The following is a 19,814-nucleotide window of genomic DNA, read 5'->3' on the forward strand; positions in this document are numbered from 1 at the left end:
ATGTATCTGTTTCGTCTGGCCATGGCCAGCCTGGCCAACCGCCGCTTTACCGCGTTGCTCACCGCTTTCGCCATCGCCCTGTCGGTGTGCCTTTTGCTTGCCGTCGAGCGCGTGCGCACCGAAGCCAAAGCCAGTTTCGCCAGCACCATCAGCGGCACCGACCTGATCGTTGGCGCCCGTTCCGGCTCGGTGAATCTGCTGTTGTATTCGGTGTTCCGCATCGGCAACGCCACCAACAACATCCGCTGGGACAGCTTCGAATACTTCGCCAGTAACCCGAAAGTGAAGTGGGCCATCCCGATGTCCCTCGGCGACTCCCATCGCGGCTACCGCGTGATGGGCACCACGCAAGCCTATTTCGAGCATTACCAGTACGGCCGCCAGCAACATCTGGCCTTGGCCGACGGGCGGGCGTTTGCCACCGATCCGTTCGAAGTGGTGCTCGGTGCCGAAGTCGCCGAAGCGCTGCACTACAAACTCGGCGACCAACTGGTGCTGGCCCACGGCGTGGCGGCGATCAGTCTGGTCAAGCACGACGACAAACCGTTCACCGTGGTCGGCATTCTCCAGCGTACCGGTACGCCGGTAGACCGCACGCTGCACATCAGTCTCGGTGGCATGGAAGCGATTCACGTCGACTGGCACAACGGCGTGCCGGCGCGCGGCAACGGCCGGATCAGTGCCGATCAGGCGCGCAACATGGACCTGACGCCGCAGGCGATCACCGCGTTCATGCTCGGCCTCAACAGCAAGATTTCCACGTTTGCGCTGCAACGCGAGATCAATGAATACCGTGGCGAGCCGATGCTGGCGATTCTGCCGGGCGTGGCCCTGCAAGAACTGTGGAGCCTGATGAGCACGGCGGAAAAAGCCTTGTTTGTGGTCTCGCTGTTCGTCGTGCTGACCGGATTGATCGGCATGCTCACGGCGATTCTCACCAGCCTCAACGAGCGTCGCCGCGAGATGGCGATTCTGCGGTCGGTGGGCGCGCGACCGTGGCACATTGCAAGTCTTCTGGTACTGGAAGCGTTTGCTTTAGCGCTGACCGGAGTGATTGCCGGGCTGGCGCTGCTGTACATCGGCATCGCCGCTGCGCAGGGTTATGTGCAGGCCAATTACGGTTTGTATCTGCCGCTGGCGTGGCCAAGCGAGTATGAATGGACGCTGCTCGGTGGCATTCTGGCAGCCGCGCTGCTGATGGGCAGCGTGCCGGCCTGGCGCGCGTATCGCCAATCCCTGGCCGATGGCCTGTCGATCCGTTTATGAGGACATTCACCATGCCCCGCGCCCTGCTTGCGCTGCTGATGCTGGTCGCCCTGCCCGTGTGGGCAGCGGCACCGAAAGACCTGACCTGGTCGGAGATGATCCCGCCCGACGCCGCGCCGGAAGTGCCCAACATGACGCCGCTGCACGACCTGTCGAAAATGGGCGACGCGCTGTCTGCCGAAGCCGCGCCGGCAGCGAAACAGGACATGCCGAACGCGCCGGTGGTGCAGAGCCTCGACGGCCAGAATATCCGTCTTCCGGGCTACATCGTGCCGCTGGAAGTCAGCGAAGAGGGGCGCACCACGGACTTTTTGCTGGTGCCGTATTTCGGCGCCTGCATCCATGTGCCGCCCCCGCCGTCGAACCAGATCGTGCATGTGAAAAGTGAACTCGGTGTGAAGCTCGATGAGCTGTATCAGCCGTACTGGGTTGAAGGGCCATTGCAGGTGAAAGCGTCGAGCAGTGAGCTGGCCGATGCCGGGTATCAGATGGAGGCGGACAAGATTTATGCGTATGAGCTGCCGGAGTGAACCTGGCAGTTTTGTGTTGATTGAACCATAGCCTTCGCGAGCAAGCCCGCTCCCACATTTGGAATGCATTCCCCTGTGGGAGCGGGCTTGCTCGCGAAAAAGCCAGCACGGGCGCCACAAAAAACCAGCCCTTCACTGTTTCATTGAGCTGAGTCAAAACACCGTATCAGACGGCTTCGTACCCTAGGACATCGAATCTTTTCAAGTCCTTCGGAGCCCCCATGAACAAGTCCTTGCTCAGCGCCTCGCTGCTTGCCCTCGCGCTCGCGGCCCCGCTCGCCCACGCCCACGAGGCCGGTGACATTCTCATTCGCGCCGGTGCAATCACCGTCAACCCGAAGGCCGACAGCTCCAGCGTCAAGGTCGATCAGGGTCCGTTGCGCGGCGCCGATCTGGGCGGCAAGGCGACCATGAGCAGCGACACCCAACTGGGTCTTAACTTCGCCTACATGCTGACCAGCCATGTCGGCATCGAACTGCTGGCGGCCACGCCGTTCGAGCATGACGTCAAGCTCAAGGGCACTGCCCTGCCAGCGGCCAACGGCAAGCTCGGCACCCTGAAACACCTGCCGCCAACCCTTAGTGTCGTTTACTACCCGCTGGATTCGAAGTCGGCCTTCCAGCCGTATGTCGGCGGCGGCATCAACTACACCTGGATCTACGACGAGCACGTCGGCAGCGAAGCGAGCGCCAACGGCTTCAGTAACTTCAAGGCGAAAAACTCCTGGGGCCTGGCGTGGCAGGTCGGCGCCGACTACATGCTCACCGACAACATCATGCTCAACGCCCAGGTGCGCTACATCGATATCGATACCCGTGCGACCGTCGAAAACAATGCCGTTGCCCCGGGCACCCGTGCGCGGGTCAATGTGGATGTCGATCCGTTCATCTACATGGTTGGTTTGGGCTATAAGTTCTAAGTCGATTTGCCGAACGTTCACGTGGTGGTGAATGAGGCTTGGTGGCGGGCAGGCACAGAACTGACGACGACTGCTTTGCAGTCGATCGGGGATAAATCCCCTCGCCACAGGGATAGCGATATTCCGGCCGTGAAAAAGGCGCCTGTTGAAGGGCGCCTTTTTCATTTGTGCTCTTTGGGGCGAGCGTTTTTTTCAGGCTCGGCCCAACAACCGCGCCAAGCCCACGCTCATAGGCGTCTGGGCCGGCATTTCGAACCGTTGCAGCAAGCGCCGGTTATCCGCCCGCGAATGGCGAATATCGCCCGAGCGCGCCGGCCCGTAACTCACGGGGGGCAACTCGCCAACCACCGATTCCAGCGCTCCCAGCATCTGCTTCAGACTCATCGCCTGATTCCAGCCGACATTCACCGCGCCTTCCTGTACTTCAGGCTTTTCAATCGCCTGCACCAGCAAATCGACCAGATCCCCGACATAGAGGAAATCGCGGGTCTGCTCGCCATCGCCAAACACAGTGATCGGCAGACCTTTCTGCGCGCGCTCGCTGAAGATACTGATCACGCCCGAGTACGGCGAGGACGGATCCTGGCGTGGGCCGAAGATGTTGAAGAAACGGAAAATCGCCGGTTCCAGAGCATGCTGGCGACGATAGAAATCGAAGTAATGCTCACCGGCCAGTTTGTCCGAAGCATAGGGCGTCAGCGGTGCTTTCGGCGTGTCTTCGTCAATCGACTCGCCCTCGCCGTTGTTGCCGTACACCGCCGCGCTGGAGGCATAGACCACACGTTTGACCCCGGCCAGGCGCATGGCTTCGCAGACATTCAGCGTGCCGATGAAGTTGCTCTGGTGCGTTCTCACCGGATCGTCCACCGAAGCCTGCACCGAAGCCACGGCCGCCAGATGAGCGACAGCAACGCAACCTTGCATCGCCTGCGCGACCAGCGCGGCATCGGCGACATCGCCGACCCGCAGTTCAACCTTCGGATGGTCCAGCGGCAGGTTGCTGCGCTTGCCGGTCGACAGATCGTCCAGCACGCGCACCGCATAGCCCTTGGCGAGCAAGGCGTCGGTCAGGTGCGAGCCGATGAAACCGGCTCCGCCGGTGATTAAAACAGTCCCTTCAGCCATGACGATAAAACCTGTCCAGTAAGGCCGGGAGCGCGGCGCGCCAGGCGCGCGGCTTGATCCCGAACGTGTGCAGAATCTTCTTGCAGGCCAGCACGGCGTGTTGCGGCTCTTCGGCAGCGTCCGGACGGGCGGCGTGCGCCTGCGCGGTCGGTGCTTCGATGGCCAGTGCGTGCAGGCTGCGTGCTTCGGTGAGAATCGCCTGGCCCAGCGCCAGTGGCGTGGTCGCTTCGTGGCCGGCGTAGTGATAGGTGCCCCACAGCGGCGCGGCACAATCGAGTTGCTTGAGCACGGAAATGATCACCCGCGCGGCGTCGTCGACCGGGGTCGGATTGCCGCGACGGTCGTCGGCCATCAACAACTCTTCCGGCTTTTCGGCTCGGGCGAGAAAACGCCCGAGGGTGCCATCCGGGCTGTCATCGAGCAGCCAGCCGAAACGCAGCAGGACATGTTGCGGGCAGGTCGCGCGCACACTTTGCTCGATCCGCCACAACGCCTGGCCGCGCAGCCCCAGCGGCACGGGCTCGTCTTTTTCGCTGTAAGCGGTGGCGCGCGAGCCGTCGAACACCCGATAACTCGAAGGCTGGACGAGAATGATGTTGTGGTGCTGGCACAATTCGGCGAGGCGCTCGACCGCACGCTCCTGTCCGGCCATGCGGCTTTCACTGACGGTTTCGGCCTGGAACCAGTCGAAATAGTAGGCGAGGTTGATCAACGCATCGGGACGCGTGTCGTCGAGCAATTGGGTCAGGCTCGCGGCATCCCAGCCGTTTTCGGGCGGGCGGGGGGCGAGGAAACCGATGTCTTCCTCCGCACCGAGGCGAATCAGCGCCTGCCCAAGGGCATTTCCGCCGCCCAGTAACATAAGGCGCATTCGCATAGAGTCAGCAGGCCCAGTCTGATTGGAACGATGGCTTTAGCGACGGAGCACGGGGAACCGTCGTCGATAATTGCCGGAATCGTTGCATTTTGCGGGTTTAGTGCGCAACCGTCATCCGTAAAGTGTACATCCGCGGATTTTGCAGCGTCCCGACCGCCCCCTTCGCGAGCAGGCTCGCTCCCACAGGGGACCGCATTCCAAGGTGGGAGCGAGCCTGCTCGCGAAGGGGTCCGAACGGTACTTGCATCTTGCTGCCCCCGCCCGCATAACTTTAGCCATGAATCTGCCCCTCCCCGCCAACAGTGCTCTGGCAGGCTTCCACCCCGCCGTCAGCGCCTGGTTCAACAATACCTTCCCGGCGGTCACCGCCGCCCAGGCCCGCGCGTGGCCGTTGATCCGCCAGCGCCGTTCGACGCTGATCGCCGCGCCCACCGGCTCGGGCAAAACCCTGACCGCGTTCCTTGCCGTGCTCGATGACCTCGTCCACCGAGGCCTGGAACACCCTGACGGCCTGCCCGCCGAAACCCTCGTGGTCTACGTCTCGCCGCTGAAAGCGTTGTCCAACGACATCCAGATCAACCTGCAAAATCCGCTCGCCGGCATCACCGCGCAGTTGCGCGAAACGGGCCTGCCGGAGTTGACCATCAGCACCGCCGTGCGCACGGGCGACACGCCGCAGAAAGAGCGCGTGGCGATGCGCAAGACCGCGCCGCACATTCTGGTGACCACCCCGGAGTCGCTGTACGTGCTGCTCGGCTCAGAATCCGGGCGCAAGATGCTCGGCACCACGCGCACGGTGATCATCGATGAAATCCACGCCATGGCCGGGGGCAAACGCGGCAGTCACTTGGCCTTGAGCCTGGAACGGCTGCAAGCGTTGTGCAACGAGCCACTGACGCGCATCGGCCTGTCGGCAACGCAGAAGCCGTTGGCCGCCGTGGCGCAGTTTCTGGTCGGGCAGGATCGCCCCTGCGAAATCATCGACATCGGCCACGCCCGCCCACGGGACCTCGGCATCGAAGTACCGCCCGTGCCGTTATCGGCAGTCATGGCCAACGATGTCTGGGCGTTGGTGTATGACCGCCTCGCCGAACTGGCGCGCGAGCATCGCACCACGCTGATATTCGTCAACACCCGGCGCCTCGCCGAGCGCCTCAGCCGCCATCTGAGCGAACGACTCGGCAAGCAGGCCGTGGCGGCGCACCACGGCAGCCTGGCCAAGGAGTTTCGCCTGGATGCCGAACAACGGCTCAAGCGCGGTGAGTTGCAGGTGCTGATCGCTACCGCGTCGCTGGAACTGGGGATCGATATCGGCGAAGTCGATCTGGTCTGTCAGATCAGTTCGCCGCGTTCGATTGCCGCGTTCCTGCAACGGGTCGGCCGTTCCGGACACCAGGTCGGCGGCACGCCCAAGGGCCGGTTGTTCGCCACCACCCGCGACGACCTGATCGAATGCGCCGCCCTGCTCGACTGCGTGCGCCGTGGCGAGCTCGATACCCTGCACATCCCCGAGGCGCCGCTGGACGTGCTGGCGCAGCAGATCATTGCCGAGGTCAGTTGCCAGGAGTGGTCGGAAGACGCCTTGCTGGCGATGTTGCGCAAAGCCTCGCCTTACCGCGATCTCGACGAAAAACATTATCAGGCGCTGCTGAGCATGCTCGCCGAGGGCTACAACGGCCGCCAGGGCATCCGCAGTGCTTACCTGCACCGCGACGCTGTCAGCCGCACCCTGCGCGGCCGGCGTGGCGCGCAACTGACCGCAGTGACCAGTGGCGGGACGATTCCCGACAATGCCGATTACAGCGTGCTGCTCGAACCACAGGGCTTGAACATTGGCAGCGTCAACGAAGACTTCGCCGTGGAAAGTATCGCCGGCGATGTGTTCCAGCTCGGCAATACCTCTTACCGCATCCTGCGCGTCGAGAGCGGTAAAGGTGCGGGTCGAGGACGCGCAGGGCATGCCGCCGACGATTCCGTTCTGGCTCGGCGAAGCGCCGGGGCGCAGTGATGAGCTGTCGGCCGCCGTGGCGCGTCTGCAAGCGCAACTGGACGGGTTGCTCAGCGCCAGTCCTGGCAATCTGCAACCGGCCCTCGACTGGCTGACCGCCACCCTGGGACTCAACCTCGCCAGCGCCGAGCAATTGGTCGAATATCTGGCCCGAGCCCGTCAGGCCCTCGGCGCCCTGCCCTCGCAGGACACGTTGCTGATGGAACGGTTTTTCGACGAATCCGGCGGCACGCAACTGATCATCCACACGCCATTCGGCAGCCGCATCAACCGCGCCTGGGGCCTGGCCCTGCGCAAGCGCTTTTGCCGCACGTTCAATTTCGAATTGCAGGCCGCCGCCAGCGAGGACGCGATCGTGCTGTCGCTGTCGACCAGCCACAGTTTCGAACTTGATGAGGTCTGGCGTTACCTGCACAGCAACAGCGCCGAACATCTCCTGATTCAAGCGGTACTCGATGCGCCGCTGTTCGGCGTGCGCTGGCGCTGGAATGCCGGGGTGGCGCTGGCGCTGCCGCGCTTTACCGGCGGGCGCAAAGTCGCGCCGCAATTGCAAAGAATGAAAAGCGAAGACCTGATCGCCAGCGTGTTTCCCGATCAGATTGCCTGCCTGGAAAACCTCGCTGGCGAACGGGAAATACCCGAGCATCCCTTGATCGAACAGACCCTCGACGATTGTCTGCACGAAGCGATGGACTGCGAAGGCTGGCTGACCCTGCTGCGGCGCATGGAGCGTGGCGAGGTGCGCCTGATCAGTCGCGACCTGCCGGCGCCCTCGCCACTGGCGGCGGAAATTCTCAGCGCCCGGCCGTACACCTTTCTGGATGATGCGCCGCTTGAGGAACGCCGAACCCAGGCCGTGATCAATCGGCGCTGGAGCGATCCGCAATCGACCGATGACCTCGGCGCGCTGGACGCCGACGCTATCCGCGCGGTGCGCGAAGAAGCCTGGCCGACGCCCAATTCCGTGGACGAAATGCACGAAGCACTGATGAGCCTCGCCTGCGTCAGCGGTGCGGAAGCGCAGACCAATGCGGGTTGGCTGGAGTGGTTACAAACGTTGATGGCCAGCGGGCGCGCCTGCTTGCTGCAGATAGACCCTGACCATCAGCTATGGCTGGCTCGCGAACGGTTGAGTTGCCTGCAAGCACTTTATCCACAGGCGACGTTGGCGAGCGCAGCGGTGGCGCTGCCCGGTTTCGACGAAGCGTGGACATTCGATGACGCTCTAGTCGAAGTGATCCGCGCCCGCCTCGGCGCCTTCGGGCCGATACCCTTGCCCGCCATCGCCGAGCCGCTTGCCCTTCCAGCCGCGCAAGTCAATCAGGCCCTCGCCCGACTGGAGCGCGAAGGTTATGTCTTGCGCGGCCAGTTCACGCCCAAGCGTGCGGTTGAAGAGTGGTGCGAGCGCCATCTGCTCGCGCGTATCCATCGCTACACGGTCAAACGTCTGCGCCGGGAAATCGAACCGGTGGCGCTACAGGATTTCATGCGTTTTCTGTTCGACTGGCAGCATCTGACGCCGGCCACGCAAGGCCAGGGCAGCGCGGTGTTGCCGGCGATTGTCGGGCAGTTCGAGGGCTATCCGGCGGCGGCTTCGGCGTGGGACAGCGACATCCTCCCGGCACGCCTCAAGGATTATTCGCCGAGCTGGCTGGATGAGCTGTGCCGCAACGGCAAACTGGTATGGACGCGTATCAGCGCACGGCAGGGTGGCAGCGGCACGGCGTTGCGCAGTACGCCGATTGTGTTGTTGCCGCGCAGTCAGGTCGGCACGTGGCGTGCGTTGGCCGAGCAGACACCGGTCAGCGAGCTGTCGCCGAAAGCGCAAAAGGTCTTTGAGGCATTGAGTCAGCACGGCGCATTGTTTTTCGATGAGCTGGTTCATGAGGCGCACCTGCTGCGCGCCGAACTGGAAATCGCCTTGCAGGAACTCGTCGGCGCCGGGCTGGTGAACGCCGACAGCTTCGCCGGCCTGCGCGCGTTGATTACCCCGGCGAGCAAGCGTCAACAGCGCAGCAGCCGGCGCGGACGCGGTGCATTTATTGGCGGGATGGACGACGCCGGGCGTTGGGCATTGCTGCGCCGAGCTTCGACGGTTGATGCGACTGCGACACTTGAACACGTCGCCAAGACTCTGCTGCGCCGCTACGGCGTGGTGTTCTGGCGTTTGCTGGAGCGGGAAGCGGATTGGCTGCCGAGCTGGCGCGAATTGTTGCGCACGTTTCATCGGCTGGAGGCGCGGGGCGAGATTCGTGGCGGGCGGTTTGTCAGCGGTTTGGCGGGTGAGCAATTTGCGCTGCCTGAGGCGATCCCGTTATTGCGCGAAGTGCGCCGGCGCCCGCATGACGGTGCTCTGGTGGCGGTGTGTGGGGTTGATCCGTTGAATCTGGCCGGGACGTTGTTGCCGGGCGTGAAAGTGCCGGCGCTGGCGAGCAATCGGCTGGTGTATCGCGATGGGGTTCCGGCGGCGGCGATGGTTGCTGGCAAGCAGCAGGTGTGGGTGGCGCTGGATCAAGTCGCCATGGAGCAGATAGGCAGGAAATTGATCCGGCATTGAGGGTGTCTGTTCTGCCGCTATCGCGAGCAGGCTCACTCCTACATTTTGGAATGCGTTCCCCTGTAGGAGTGAGCCTGCTCGCGATGAGGCCGGAAAATCCAACGCATCGCTCAGATCAGGTCCGCGACTCCTGCGGCACCTCGCCCGCCACCACCGCCCCCTCCTGCTGCCGCTTCGGCAAAAGGACCTGCTGTGGATAAGTCTGCGCAAAATGCACGTTCGGGGTGTTATCCACAAGCTTCTTCAAGCGCTGATTGAACGCCCGGCTCACCGCATACTGCCCACCGGACACCGTACGGAACTGCGCCGTCAGGACTACGCCGTTCAAGTCCATCTTGTCCACGCCGAACACGTCCAGCGGCCCTTGCAGGTTGTACTTGAGGAACGGGTCTTCGCGAATCGAGTCGCCGGTCTCGCGGATCAGCTCGATGGCCTTGTCCACGTCCGTGTCGTAGGTGAACTGCACCGAGAAAAACGCAAAGGCAAACTGCCGCGATTGGTTGGTCACAGCCTTGATCTGGCCGAACGGCACCGAGTGTACGAAGCCTTTACCGTCGCGCAGACGCAGCGTACGGATGGTCAGGCCTTCGACGGTGCCGGCATGCCCGGAGTCGAGCACCACCCAGTCGCCGATCGACAGGGTGTCTTCGATGATAATGAACAGCCCGGTAATGACATCCTGAACCAATTGCTGCGAACCGAAACCGATCGCCAGACCGACCACCCCGGCACCGGCCAGCAGCGGCGCCACGTTGATCCCCAGGTTGGCCATGGTGGTGATCGCGCAGATCACCACCAAAATGATTTTGATCGCGTTGCGCAGCAACGGCAGGATGGTTTTCACCCGCGTGCTCGGCTGGCGCGCGGCGCGTTTGTTGAGCGGCGGTTTCAGCGCCTCCTGAATCGCTGTGTCGAGGACCACCCACAGCAGCCATGTCACCAGAAAGATCAGGCCGATGCTGCTCAAGGCATTGCTGATCGCCCGGCCGACCGTGCTGCTCTGGGCAAAGTCGAGCAACGACACGCCCCAGATCCGCCCGAGAATATCGATGAAGACAATCGCGATGACAATCCGCAACAACGCATGCAGCAAGCTGAGAAAACGCTCCTTGTAGGCGCTGCTGCGCTGGATCGTTTCGGCCTTGCGCGACTTGAACAGGTGCTGCAGCACGGTGCTGAGAAACACCGTGGCGATCAGCAAGACCGTGGTGAACAGCGCGCAACGCAGAGTCTTCTGGTTGTCCTCGCCGATGCCGATCAGGTTGACCGCCGACACCAGCACCATCAACACGATCGGCCAATACCACAGCCCGGAAAAAATCCGCAGCGACTCCTGTAAGGATGGCTGTTTCAGCCGCTGGCTCAGTGAACGATTGCGGATCAGGTGCGCCACCGGACGGCGCAGGCGAATCACCAGCAAACCGAAAATGACCGAAGCAATCAGCCCGGTGAACACGGCGATGCTACTGGTGATATTGCCGCCCAGTTGCCGGGCGATCTGCGGGCTGGTCAACGCATCGCTGAGGGCGGCGAGAAAGCCGATCAGGAACAGCGGCCGCGGGCAGTACTCACGGATGATCCGCGCGGCCGTGCGCTTGTGGCCGACGTTAAACATCACCACCACGCACAACAACATCGAGGTGGAAAAAATCCCGCTGCTGGTCGCATACGCCAGACACAGCGCCAGCGCTCGCCCCACCGAAGCTTGCAGAAAATGGCTGACGTACAGGGTCAGCGGCAGGCTGATCAGTGCCGGCACGGTATACGGCAGCACGTAACCCAGCAGATCCTGGCTGCGCTGGCGCGTGCGCAGCCAGCGACGTTCGCGCAATCGCCTGGCCAGCAGCCCGCCAAGCACCGTCAGCAGCGCAAAACTGCCCAGCCATGCGCCCGACAGCGTGAGGAAATCGACAGCGATGCTCCAGCCCGAGCGGTTCGATGGCTGATTGACCAGCTTGTCGACCTCGTCCGCCGCACGGTCAGCGCGCAGGCGCCAGGCGTCGACGAGGTGCTCGTTGAGGTCGAGTTTGTCCTGCACATCGTCAATGCTCGTGCTGATCGCCCCGAGCAGACCGCCCTGCACCAGCGGCTCGGGTTCGGCGGGTTTCTCGGCGCTGGCGGGAACACCCGGCAACGCCGCGGCTTCCAGTTCGTTGGCGCCGAGAAATAACAGCGCTCCCAGCACAATGGCGATCCTGAACTTGAGCAAAACTGCGGTCTCCCGTGACTGAACCGTGTAAGGAACTGATCGGTAATTGCGCGGCAAGTTCAGCCATTGACACCACACATGCCTCGTGTGGGACATATCGCTGTGGGAGCGAGCCTGCTCGCGAAAGCGCTGGGTCAGTCGAGGGGTTCTCTACTGACAGTGCGCTTTCGCGAACAGGCTCGCTCCCACAATGGATGGAGGCGCAATGCTCAATCGCGACCGTCCGTAACGCCATCGAAACTTTCGCGAACCTCGCGCAGTCAGCAGAAAACACCGGCAACACGAGGACTGACCACAGGAGGACGGGATGGCGACGATTCACATCGGTATTTCAGGCTGGCGCTACACCCCGTGGCGCGGGGATTTTTACCCGAAAGGACTGGCTCAGAAACGCGAATTGCAGTTCGCCTCGCGGGCCGTCAACAGCATCGAAATCAATGGATCGTTCTATGCCCTGCAACGGCCCGAACGCTATGCCCAGTGGTACGCCGAAACACCCGCCGACTTCGTTTTCAGCGTCAAGGCCCCACGCTTCATCACCCATGTGCGGCGCCTGCGTGAAATCGAAAAACCGTTGGCCAATTTCTTTGCCTCAGGCGTACTGGAACTCAAGGAAAAACTCGGCCCGATCCTTTGGCAGTTTCCGCCGAACTTCAAGTTCGACGCCGAGCGCTTCGACCAGTTTCTTGCGCAATTGCCCCACGATACCGAGGCGGCCGCCGCCCTCGCTCGCCAGCACGATTCACACTTGCCCGGCCGTGCAAGCGTCAAGGCGTGGCGCAAGCAACCCCTGCGTCATGCCGTGGAAATTCGTCATGAAAGCTTCATCGACCCGGATTTCGTCCGCCTGCTCAAACGTCACAATACCGCCCTGGTCGTTGCCGACACCGCCGGCAAATGGCCCTACCGCGAAGACCTCACCAGTGACTTTGTCTACCTGCGCCTGCACGGTGCCGAAGAACTCTATGCCAGCGGCTATTCCGAGGACGCGCTCAAGCGCTGGGCCGAGCGTATCGATGCCTGGCACCACGGCCGGCAGCCCGCCGATGCACACTTGATTGCGCCACGTTTGAAACCGCGCGCACGCAAATCCCGCGAGGTGTTCTGCTACTTCGACAACGACATCAAGGTCCGCGCGCCCTATGACGCGCGTAACCTGTTGCATCGTTTCGATCTCGATAAAGACCTTGCCACCACACCGGGGCAAGTCGCGGCCGAAGGAGTGCTGTCATGAGCATTCCCGAACCGGTCGGTTTCACCGATGAAGGCGCCGTGGTCGCGCCATCGGTGCGCAGCTTCACCGTGCTGACGGTCAACACCCACAAGGGCTTCACCGCCCTCAATCGGCGTTTCATCTTGCCTGAGCTGCGCGAAGCGGTACGCAGCGTCGCCGCCGACGTGGTGTTTCTGCAGGAAGTCCATGGCACCCATGAGCAGCACCCCAAGCGCTACAACAACTGGCCGACGATGCCGCAGTACGAGTTCCTCGCCGACAGCCTCTGGCCGCAGTTCGCCTACGGGCGCAACGCGGTGTACCCGGCGGGCGATCATGGCAATGCCCTGCTGTCGAAATTCCAGATCATCCGCCACGACAACCTCGATGTGTCGATCAGTGGCCATGAAAACCGTGGCCTGCTGCATTGCGTGCTGCGCCTGCCCGGTGACGGCGCCGAAGTCCACGCGATCTGCGTGCACCTGGGCCTGCGTGAAAGCCATCGCAACGCGCAGCTGGCGTTGCTGATGCAACGTCTCGGCGAGTTGCCCGCCGACGCGCCGGTCATCGTCGCCGGCGACTTCAACGACTGGCGCCAGCGCGCCGATGCGCAGCTCACGCCCTGCGGCCTGCGTGAAGTGTTCGCCGAGCACAATGGCAAACCGGCGCGCAGCTTTCCGGCGCGATTGCCGGCGCTCAGGCTCGATCGCATCTACGTGCGCAACCTCAAGGCCAGCCGGCCAAAAGTCCTGACCAACCGCCCTTGGTCGCACCTGTCCGACCACGTCCCGTTATCGGTGGAGATTGAACTATGAACAGTGCGCCACTGGAGAAATCCACCGTGGACTCCGTCCCGCTCAACCCGCCGGTTCGCGAGCCCGGTCACGTTGATGTCGAATACCAATGGCAGGGCAACAACCGCGTGCAATTGCTGGAGAACGGCGAGGAATATTTCCCCAGGGTGTTCGCAGCGATGCGCGCGGCCAAGAGCGAAATTCTCCTGGAGACGTTCATCGTTTTCGAAGACAAGGTCGGTGCCGAGCTGCAACAGATCCTCATCGAAGCGGCCCAGCGCGGTGTGCGCACCACGGTCAGCCTCGACGGTTTCGGCTGTGGCGAATTGAGCCCCGGATACCTCACGGCACTGAGCGACGCCGGCGTGCACCTGCAAATCTTCGATCCGGCGCCGAAACATCTGGGGATCCGCACCAACTGGTTCCGCCGTTTGCATCGCAAAATCGTGGTGGTCGACGGCCTGATCGCGTTCATTGGCGGGATCAATTTTTCCGGCGATCACCTGGCCGATTTCGGCCCGGAAGCCAAGCAGGATTATTCCGTGGAGATTCAGGGCCCAGTAGTCGCTGATATCCATCATTTCGCCCTGCTGCAAAGCGGCCGTCCGGGACGTGCGCGGTTCTGGTGGCAGCGTCGGCGTCAGCGTCGCGCAGAAATGGCGTTCAGCGAACACGATGGTCAGGTACGCCTGGTATTCCGCGACAACGACCAGCACAACACCGATATCGAGGATGTCTATTTACAGGTGCTGCGCCAAGCCAAGCGCCGCGTGATCATCGCCAACGCCTATTTCTTCCCTGGCTATCGCCTGTTGCGCGAGATCCGTAACGCGGCGCGCCGGGGTGTTGAGGTGCGGCTGATTCTGCAAGGTCAGCCGGACATGCTGGTGGCCAAACTGGCGGCGCGCATGACTTACGATTACCTGCTCAAGGCGGGCGTGCAGATTCATGAATATTGCGAGCGCCCCCTGCACGGCAAAGTCGCCTTGGTGGATGACGACTGGAGCACCGTCGGCTCGAGCAATCTCGACCCGTTGAGCCTGTCGCTGAACCTGGAAGCCAACGTGCTGATCCGCGACCGCGCATTCAATCAGCACTTGTTCGAACGCCTCGAAGACCTCAGCCGCAACCACTGCAAAGCCATGGATCCCAAGCGCCTGCCCCGTGGACGAATCTGGCACATGACCGTGGGTTTTCTGGTGTTCCACTTTCTACGGCATTTCCCGGCAATCGCCGGCTGGCTGCCGGCGCATAAACCGCGGCTCAAGCCTTTTCGAGGAGAGTTTAAATGAGCCGAACCCAAGCACAGTCCACCGCTGATTCGGCGCCAGCCAACCACTCGAAATGGAGCCGCTGGAAGCGCCCGTTGACCTTGCTGTTCTTCCTCGCCCTGATCGTTCTGCTGACGATGTTCGCCACGCGCATCGAATGGGCCGAAGTGCTGCAGACCCTCGCCGATTTCAAGGTGCGCACGCTGCTCATCGCCGCGAGCGTGACGCTGTTGAGTTTTCTGGTGTACGCCAGTTTCGACCTGATCGGTCGCACCTACATTCGTCAGGATTTGACCTGGAAACAGATCCTGCCGGTGGGCGTGATCAGCTATGCGTTCAACCTTAACCTGAGTGCCTGGGTAGGCGGGATCGCCATGCGCTATCGCCTGTATTCGCGGCTGGGCGTGAGCAAAGGCAACATCGCCAAGATCCTTGGCCTGAGTCTGGCGACCAATTGGTTCGGCTACATGACCATCGCCGGTGTGGTGTTCAGCAGTGGTCTGGTGCGCATGCCGCCGGGCTGGAAACTGAGCAGCGATGCGTTGCAGTGGGTGGGCGTGCTGTTGCTGTTGATCAGCGCCGGTTACCTGGCGGCGTGTCAGTTTTCCAAGCGTCGCGAATGGACGATTCGTGGCGTGGAAATCAACCTGCCGTCGCTGCGCATGGCGGTGCTGCAACTGTTGCTGGGCGCGTTGAACTGGTCGTTGATGGCGGCGGTCATCTTCACGCTGTTGCCGAGCAAGCTGGATTATCCGCTGGTGCTTGGCGTGCTGCTGATCAGCGCGATTGCCGGGGTCATCACCCATATTCCGGCGGGGCTGGGCGTACTCGAAGCGGTGTTTGTGGCGCTGCTGCAGCATGAGGCATCGCGGGGCAGCCTGGTGGCGGGACTGCTGGCGTACCGGGCAATTTACTTTCTGCTGCCGTTGTTGATTACGGTGGTGATGTATCTGGTGGTGGAGGCGAAGGCGAAGGCGCTACGGATCGAGAAGAAACCTTCCTGAGATTGTTGTTGAGTGGGAAATAGCTATCGCGAGCAGGCTCACTCCTACAAGGGGAACGCATTCCAAATGTAGGAGTGAGCCTGCTCGCGATAGCGTCCTCAAAAGCCCCGGAAATCACCAGGCCTGAGTAATGCTCAACCCTTCCCCGCCCCACCCGCACCCCTATTTGGAATGAGTTCTACCTGTGGGAGCGAGCCTGCTCGCGAAGAGGCCCGAGGAAACAACCCATTATCTGGATTGAATAATGCTCAACCGCTCACCCACCACCATTTCGGTAATCCAGTCCACCAGAATCGAGGTATAGGCCTGCTGCGACACCGGATCGCTCAACGCATGGTCGGCGCCGTCGATAATCCGGTGCGTCAGCGAGTGCGTCTGCTGACACGCGGCGCGGTAACTCATGATCGTCGCGTGCGGCACGAAATCGTCGGTTTCCGATTCCACCAACAACACATCCCCGGTGAAGTGCGAACAAGCATGCAGCGCACGGTTGCTGTCGGCGGGCACCAGTGTGCCGCGATAGTCACGTAAATCCGCCTTGTCCAGATCGCGCTTGGGCGTGTGCCATTGTTCGTCGCGATACAACGCCGGCACTCGCAGCGCCAGCCAGCGCACCGGCCGCAAGGACGTGAGGATCGAGGCCAGATAGCCACCGTAACTGGTGCCCACCACGGCAATCGCCGAGGTGTCGAGCGCCGGATGCGCCAGCAGGCGGTCGTAGGCCGCCAGCAGGTCGCGCAGGTTGTCCTCACGGGTGACGCGGCTCAGCGGGATGCCGGTGCCGCCGGTATGCCCGCGCAGGTCGAACGTCAGACACACGCAGCCCAGACCGGCGATACCTTTGGCACGCTCAAGGTCGCGCTCCTGACTGCCGCCCCAACCGTGGACAAACAACACCCCCGGCACCTTCGATTTGGGACTGAGAAACGTCCCGCTCATCTGTTCATCATCAATGTCGATTTGAATGCTTTCGCTTCTAGCCGTCATAGGGTTTGACCGTTACGTATTTGAGAAGAAAGGCGCTGTTTTCGGCCGGGCCTCGGTAGACCTCGATGGCGTCCGCCGGCAGCGTCTGATCGATGTAGGTTTCCACGGACGACACGCGGATAGCGCGTATCCCTGGATCGTTGACGAAAGCTTGCAGCGCGGCAATTTCCGCGCTGCTGGCCCCGCCCATGCGCCACGATTGTTCAAGCACCCCGCTGCGCCTGTTGCCACTGGCATCCAGGCCTTGAGCGATGTCGTAATTGCGCCGCGAGGCGAAGAATCGTGGGTAGGCTTCATCGGCGGCGTTGTCGAACACCTGGGCCTGTTCGATCGCCAGACGCACATCGTCGGGCAGATCCAGCGCCAGCAACGCGTCATAACCGCCCTGCACCACCAGCAGGTTCGAGCCGCCGTAGACCTCTTCGCCCTGACCGTCTTCGGTCAGGTACTGGTCACCGCAGTAGCTCAGCACTCTGCCGCCAATGAATGACTGACCAACGCTGTGGGTGACGACGTTGCTCAGGTCCTGCTCCAGCACCACGCCTTCGCTGAAAATCTTTGGCGCCTCGGGGCGGGCGAGGATTTCGTCGAACGCGTCGAGGCTTTTGATCACTTCCTGGCCTCGGCCGGCACAGGCGTGAATCGGCTTCAAGCGGATCGGCCCGGCGTACAGCAAATGCTCGGCGGCCGGCCGCGCATCCTCCAGCGCAAATACGCTGAGGCCGTCGAGCACCACGTTGCGCACGCGCTCGGAGAACAGCGGCGACCAGCCCTGCGGCGCCCGGGCCAGATGGCTGCGTAAACCGTGGCTGATGGCTTTGGTGCAGATGAAATCGTATTCGACGTAACCGCCCCACAGATCATCGGGACCTTTGATCCCCAGCGCTTGCGCATTGGCCGCACCGACGACGGTCTGTGTCGGCAGCCAATACACATCGCGCCCCTGATGCTTTTCGGGATCGTAGCTGCCGCCGAATGTGCAGCCGAGAATCTGCGCCAGCCAGCGGGCCAGGGCCTTGTTGGTCTGGACTTCATGTTGCGGCGCGTCGGCACGCAGCGAGTGCGCGACGACGATTTTGCTACTGAGTGTCGGGGTCATGCGTTCCCCTTGCATCGGTTCGTGGGTTCAGCAAGGAAAAGTGCAGAGATCAGGCCAATGGCTGATCCGCAGAAAACGCCCGGTAACCGGGCGGTTGGCGAAACGGTGCTGGCACCGCGCCTGTTTCAAACTGCACGACGGCGCGCGAAAGTCCGGCAAATTGCACGATTACACGCGACACACCGCTCCCCTTGCAGGAGTGAGCCTGCTCGCGATAGCGGTGTGTCATTCAACTCAACTGGCAACTGAAACACCGCTATCGCGAGCAGGCTCACTCTTACAGTGGAATATCGTTGCTTGAGCTACCGTGTCAGGCCGAACCGTGCGCGATAATCACTCGGCGCCAGCCCGGTAATTTTCTTGAAGATCGTGCGAAACGCGCCCGGGTCCTGATAGCCCACCGTCCAGGCGATGTGATCGATGGTGCCGTTGGTGAACTCGAGCATTTCCCGCGCCTTGCCCACCCGCAGGTGCTGGCAGTACTCGGTCGGTTTCAAACCGGTCGCGGCGCGAAAACGCCTGAGAAAAGTACGCTCTTCCAGCCCCGCTCGCTCAGCCATTGCCGTCAGCGAGACCTCCGTCGCGCCGGTGCTTTGCAGCCAGTGCTGGACCTTTAGAATCGCCGCGTCGCCGTGGCTGAGGATCGGCGCAAAATTGCTGCCACATTCGCTGGCGCTGTCGCTGTGTTCCATCACCAGAAATCGCGCGGTCGCGGTGGCGATGCTCGGGCCGAGCAAGCGATCGACCAGACGCAATCCCAACTCGGACCAAGCCATCAGACCGGCCGTGGTGATCAGGTCGCCGTCGTCGACAATCGGCGTATCCGCCTTGAGTTTAATCAGCGGGTAACGCTCGGCAAACGCCTCGGCCGAGGTCCAGTGGGTGGTGGCGCTACGGCCATCGAGCAAGCCGCTTTCGGCAAGCATCAGCGACCCCACGCACACACCGCCCAGCGTCGCGCCGCGGGCATGCTGCTCGCGCAGCCATTGCTTCAGACTGGCAGGCATCTGCGCCGCGCTGAAACCGCCGAGCGACGGTGGAATCAGTACGGCCAGCAAAGCGTTTTCGCTGCCCGGGTGGCTGTCATACACCGGCGTCGGCACTTGCTCGCCTTCAACCTGCCAGTGACTGACCCGCAGCACGGGCAATTGCACCGCCGCATATTCGCCGGCGATGCGGTTGGCCACGGCGAACAGATCGGTCAACCCGTGCACCGCCGCCAGTTGCGCGCCGGGATAAATCAGCACGCCCAATTCAGCCGTGGCGGCTTTTTCTGCAGGCATTGTCAGTTTTCCCCTGTCTATTGTCGGTGCGGCCAATCCTCGAATCGTCGGCCAGCGCCAATACTGAAGCCACACCCCATCACAACCCCGAGGACACTCCCATGGCCAAGCAAGCGCTCATCGTAGTCGATATCCAGAACGACTACTTCCCCCAAGGCAAGTGGCCGCTGGTCGGCGCCGACGCTGCTGCCGATAACGCCGCGCGGCTGATCGCGGCCTTTCGCGAAGCGGGGGATTCGGTGGTGCACATTCGCCACGAATTCACCTCCGAAGATGCGCCGTTTTTCACCCCGGGCTCCGAGGGCGCCAAACTGCATCCCAAAGTGCTCAATCAGGCTGGCGAGCCTGTGGTGCTCAAGCACTTCGTCAACTCGTTCCGTGAAACCGAACTGAAATCGGTTCTCGACGAACAAGGCATCACGGATCTGGTGGTGATCGGCAGCATGAGCCATATGTGCATCGATGGCATCACTCGCGCGGCGGCAGACATGGGCTATGGCGTGACGGTGATTCACGATGCCTGCGCCAGCCGGGATCTGCAATTCAATGGCCTGACCGTGCCGGCCGCACAGGTGCACGCAGCATTTATGTCGGCACTGGGTTTCGCCTACGCCAGCGTGGTGTCGACCGACGAGTTCCTGCGCAGCAACGCCTAGCAACAACTGCAAAAC

14 protein-coding genes and 1 pseudogene are annotated in these 19,814 nt (G+C 62.3%); 9 read left to right on the forward strand and 6 right to left on the reverse strand.

Translation table 11 applies throughout. The features are described 5' to 3' along the window. The 3 genes from HU755_RS08110 (at position 1) to HU755_RS08120 (ending at position 2,716) form a co-directional block, all read left to right on the forward strand. Positions 1–1,266: an FtsX-like permease family protein gene (locus tag HU755_RS08110; protein ID WP_186631352.1), complete on the forward strand. Its 1,266-nt coding sequence runs from the start codon at positions 1–3 to the stop codon at positions 1,264–1,266. An 11-nt stretch (positions 1,267–1,277) separates the two neighbouring features. After that, a complete protein-coding gene (locus HU755_RS08115) occupies positions 1,278–1,796 on the forward strand; it encodes a DUF3299 domain-containing protein (protein ID WP_186546739.1) in 519 nt (172 codons plus the stop codon). A 221-nt stretch (positions 1,797–2,017) separates the two neighbouring features. Beyond that, entirely contained in the window at positions 2,018–2,716 is a 699-nt protein-coding gene (locus HU755_RS08120; protein WP_186546738.1) for an OmpW family protein, read from the forward strand. A gap of 192 nt (positions 2,717–2,908) precedes the next feature. Here the strand turns inward: HU755_RS08120 and HU755_RS08125 are convergent, their stop codons facing one another. Then, a complete protein-coding gene (locus HU755_RS08125; protein WP_186631355.1) occupies positions 2,909–3,841 on the reverse strand; it encodes an NAD-dependent epimerase/dehydratase family protein in 933 nt (310 codons plus the stop codon). Beyond that, positions 3,834–4,718, reverse strand: coding sequence for a sugar nucleotide-binding protein (locus HU755_RS08130; protein WP_186546736.1), 885 nt, complete (start codon positions 4,716–4,718; stop codon positions 3,834–3,836). The genes HU755_RS08125 and HU755_RS08130 overlap by 8 nt, the downstream gene beginning before the upstream one ends. Positions 4,719–4,995: 277 nt before the next feature. On the opposite strand from HU755_RS08130, the pseudogene HU755_RS08135 reads away from it, so the two are divergent. Then, positions 4,996–9,283 (forward strand): annotated as a pseudogene (locus HU755_RS08135) (DEAD/DEAH box helicase). Positions 9,284–9,398: 115 nt separating this feature from the next. Here the strand turns inward: HU755_RS08135 and HU755_RS08140 are convergent. Next, positions 9,399–11,492: a mechanosensitive ion channel family protein gene (locus HU755_RS08140; protein WP_186631358.1), complete on the reverse strand. Its 2,094-nt coding sequence runs from the start codon at positions 11,490–11,492 to the stop codon at positions 9,399–9,401. Between the two features lie 307 nt (positions 11,493–11,799). Here HU755_RS08140 and HU755_RS08145 point away from each other — a divergent pair, with 307 nt between their 5' ends. The 4 genes from HU755_RS08145 to HU755_RS08160 are packed head-to-tail and all read left to right on the forward strand — an operon-like array spanning position 11,800 to position 15,774. Further along, complete coding sequence (locus tag HU755_RS08145) at positions 11,800–12,726, forward strand: DUF72 domain-containing protein (protein WP_186631361.1); 927 nt, start codon at positions 11,800–11,802, stop codon at positions 12,724–12,726. Next, on the forward strand, positions 12,723–13,520 hold the full coding sequence (locus HU755_RS08150) for an endonuclease/exonuclease/phosphatase family protein (protein ID WP_186546732.1): 798 nt from the start codon (positions 12,723–12,725) through the stop codon (positions 13,518–13,520). The genes HU755_RS08145 and HU755_RS08150 overlap by 4 nt, the downstream gene beginning before the upstream one ends. Further along, the gene (gene clsB / locus HU755_RS08155; protein WP_186631364.1) at positions 13,517–14,791 is read left to right on the forward strand and encodes a cardiolipin synthase ClsB; all 1,275 of its coding nucleotides are present in this window, start codon (positions 13,517–13,519) and stop codon (positions 14,789–14,791) included. The genes HU755_RS08150 and clsB overlap by 4 nt, the downstream gene beginning before the upstream one ends. Then, positions 14,788–15,774: a lysylphosphatidylglycerol synthase domain-containing protein gene (locus tag HU755_RS08160; RefSeq protein ID WP_186546730.1), complete on the forward strand. Its 987-nt coding sequence runs from the start codon at positions 14,788–14,790 to the stop codon at positions 15,772–15,774. Before clsB ends, HU755_RS08160 begins: the two co-directional genes overlap by 4 nt. Positions 15,775–16,002: 228 nt before the next feature. Here the strand turns inward: HU755_RS08160 and HU755_RS08165 are convergent, their stop codons facing one another. The 3 genes from HU755_RS08165 to HU755_RS08175 all read right to left on the reverse strand — a co-directional run bounded on the left by HU755_RS08165 (position 16,003) and on the right by HU755_RS08175 (position 19,143). Then, entirely contained in the window at positions 16,003–16,761 is a 759-nt protein-coding gene (locus tag HU755_RS08165) for a S9 family peptidase (protein ID WP_186631367.1), read from the reverse strand. After that, positions 16,751–17,860, reverse strand: a complete 1,110-nt coding sequence (locus tag HU755_RS08170) for a DUF3182 family protein (RefSeq protein WP_186631370.1) — start codon at positions 17,858–17,860, stop codon at positions 16,751–16,753. The genes HU755_RS08165 and HU755_RS08170 overlap by 11 nt, the downstream gene beginning before the upstream one ends. Positions 17,861–18,162: 302 nt before the next feature. Beyond that, on the reverse strand, positions 18,163–19,143 hold the full coding sequence (locus HU755_RS08175) for a GlxA family transcriptional regulator (RefSeq protein WP_186631372.1): 981 nt from the start codon (positions 19,141–19,143) through the stop codon (positions 18,163–18,165). 101 nt (positions 19,144–19,244) lie between these two features. On the opposite strand from HU755_RS08175, the gene HU755_RS08180 reads away from it, so the two are divergent. Next, positions 19,245–19,799, forward strand: coding sequence for a cysteine hydrolase family protein (locus tag HU755_RS08180; protein WP_186619545.1), 555 nt, complete (start codon positions 19,245–19,247; stop codon positions 19,797–19,799). Positions 19,800–19,814: the final 15 nt, after the last annotated feature.

The organism is Pseudomonas sp. SWRI111, assembly GCF_014268555.1.
GTDB classification, from domain to species: domain Bacteria; phylum Pseudomonadota; class Gammaproteobacteria; order Pseudomonadales; family Pseudomonadaceae; genus Aquipseudomonas; species Aquipseudomonas hamedanensis.

Coding starts and splice junctions, on each gene's coding strand:
- HU755_RS08110 (WP_186631352.1), top strand. CDS start 1: ATGTATCTGTTTCGTCTGGCCATGGCCAGCCTGGCCAACCGCCGCTTT.
- HU755_RS08115 (WP_186546739.1), top strand. CDS start 1,278: ATGCCCCGCGCCCTGCTTGCGCTGCTGATGCTGGTCGCCCTGCCCGTG.
- HU755_RS08120 (WP_186546738.1), top strand. CDS start 2,018: ATGAACAAGTCCTTGCTCAGCGCCTCGCTGCTTGCCCTCGCGCTCGCG.
- HU755_RS08125 (WP_186631355.1), bottom strand. CDS start 3,841: ATGGCTGAAGGGACTGTTTTAATCACCGGCGGAGCCGGTTTCATCGGC.
- HU755_RS08130 (WP_186546736.1), bottom strand. CDS start 4,718: ATGCGAATGCGCCTTATGTTACTGGGCGGCGGAAATGCCCTTGGGCAG.
- HU755_RS08145 (WP_186631361.1), top strand. CDS start 11,800: ATGGCGACGATTCACATCGGTATTTCAGGCTGGCGCTACACCCCGTGG.
- HU755_RS08150 (WP_186546732.1), top strand. CDS start 12,723: ATGAGCATTCCCGAACCGGTCGGTTTCACCGATGAAGGCGCCGTGGTC.
- clsB (WP_186631364.1), top strand. CDS start 13,517: ATGAACAGTGCGCCACTGGAGAAATCCACCGTGGACTCCGTCCCGCTC.
- HU755_RS08160 (WP_186546730.1), top strand. CDS start 14,788: ATGAGCCGAACCCAAGCACAGTCCACCGCTGATTCGGCGCCAGCCAAC.
- HU755_RS08165 (WP_186631367.1), bottom strand. CDS start 16,761: ATGACGGCTAGAAGCGAAAGCATTCAAATCGACATTGATGATGAACAG.
- HU755_RS08170 (WP_186631370.1), bottom strand. CDS start 17,860: ATGACCCCGACACTCAGTAGCAAAATCGTCGTCGCGCACTCGCTGCGT.
- HU755_RS08175 (WP_186631372.1), bottom strand. CDS start 19,143: ATGCCTGCAGAAAAAGCCGCCACGGCTGAATTGGGCGTGCTGATTTAT.
- HU755_RS08180 (WP_186619545.1), top strand. CDS start 19,245: ATGGCCAAGCAAGCGCTCATCGTAGTCGATATCCAGAACGACTACTTC.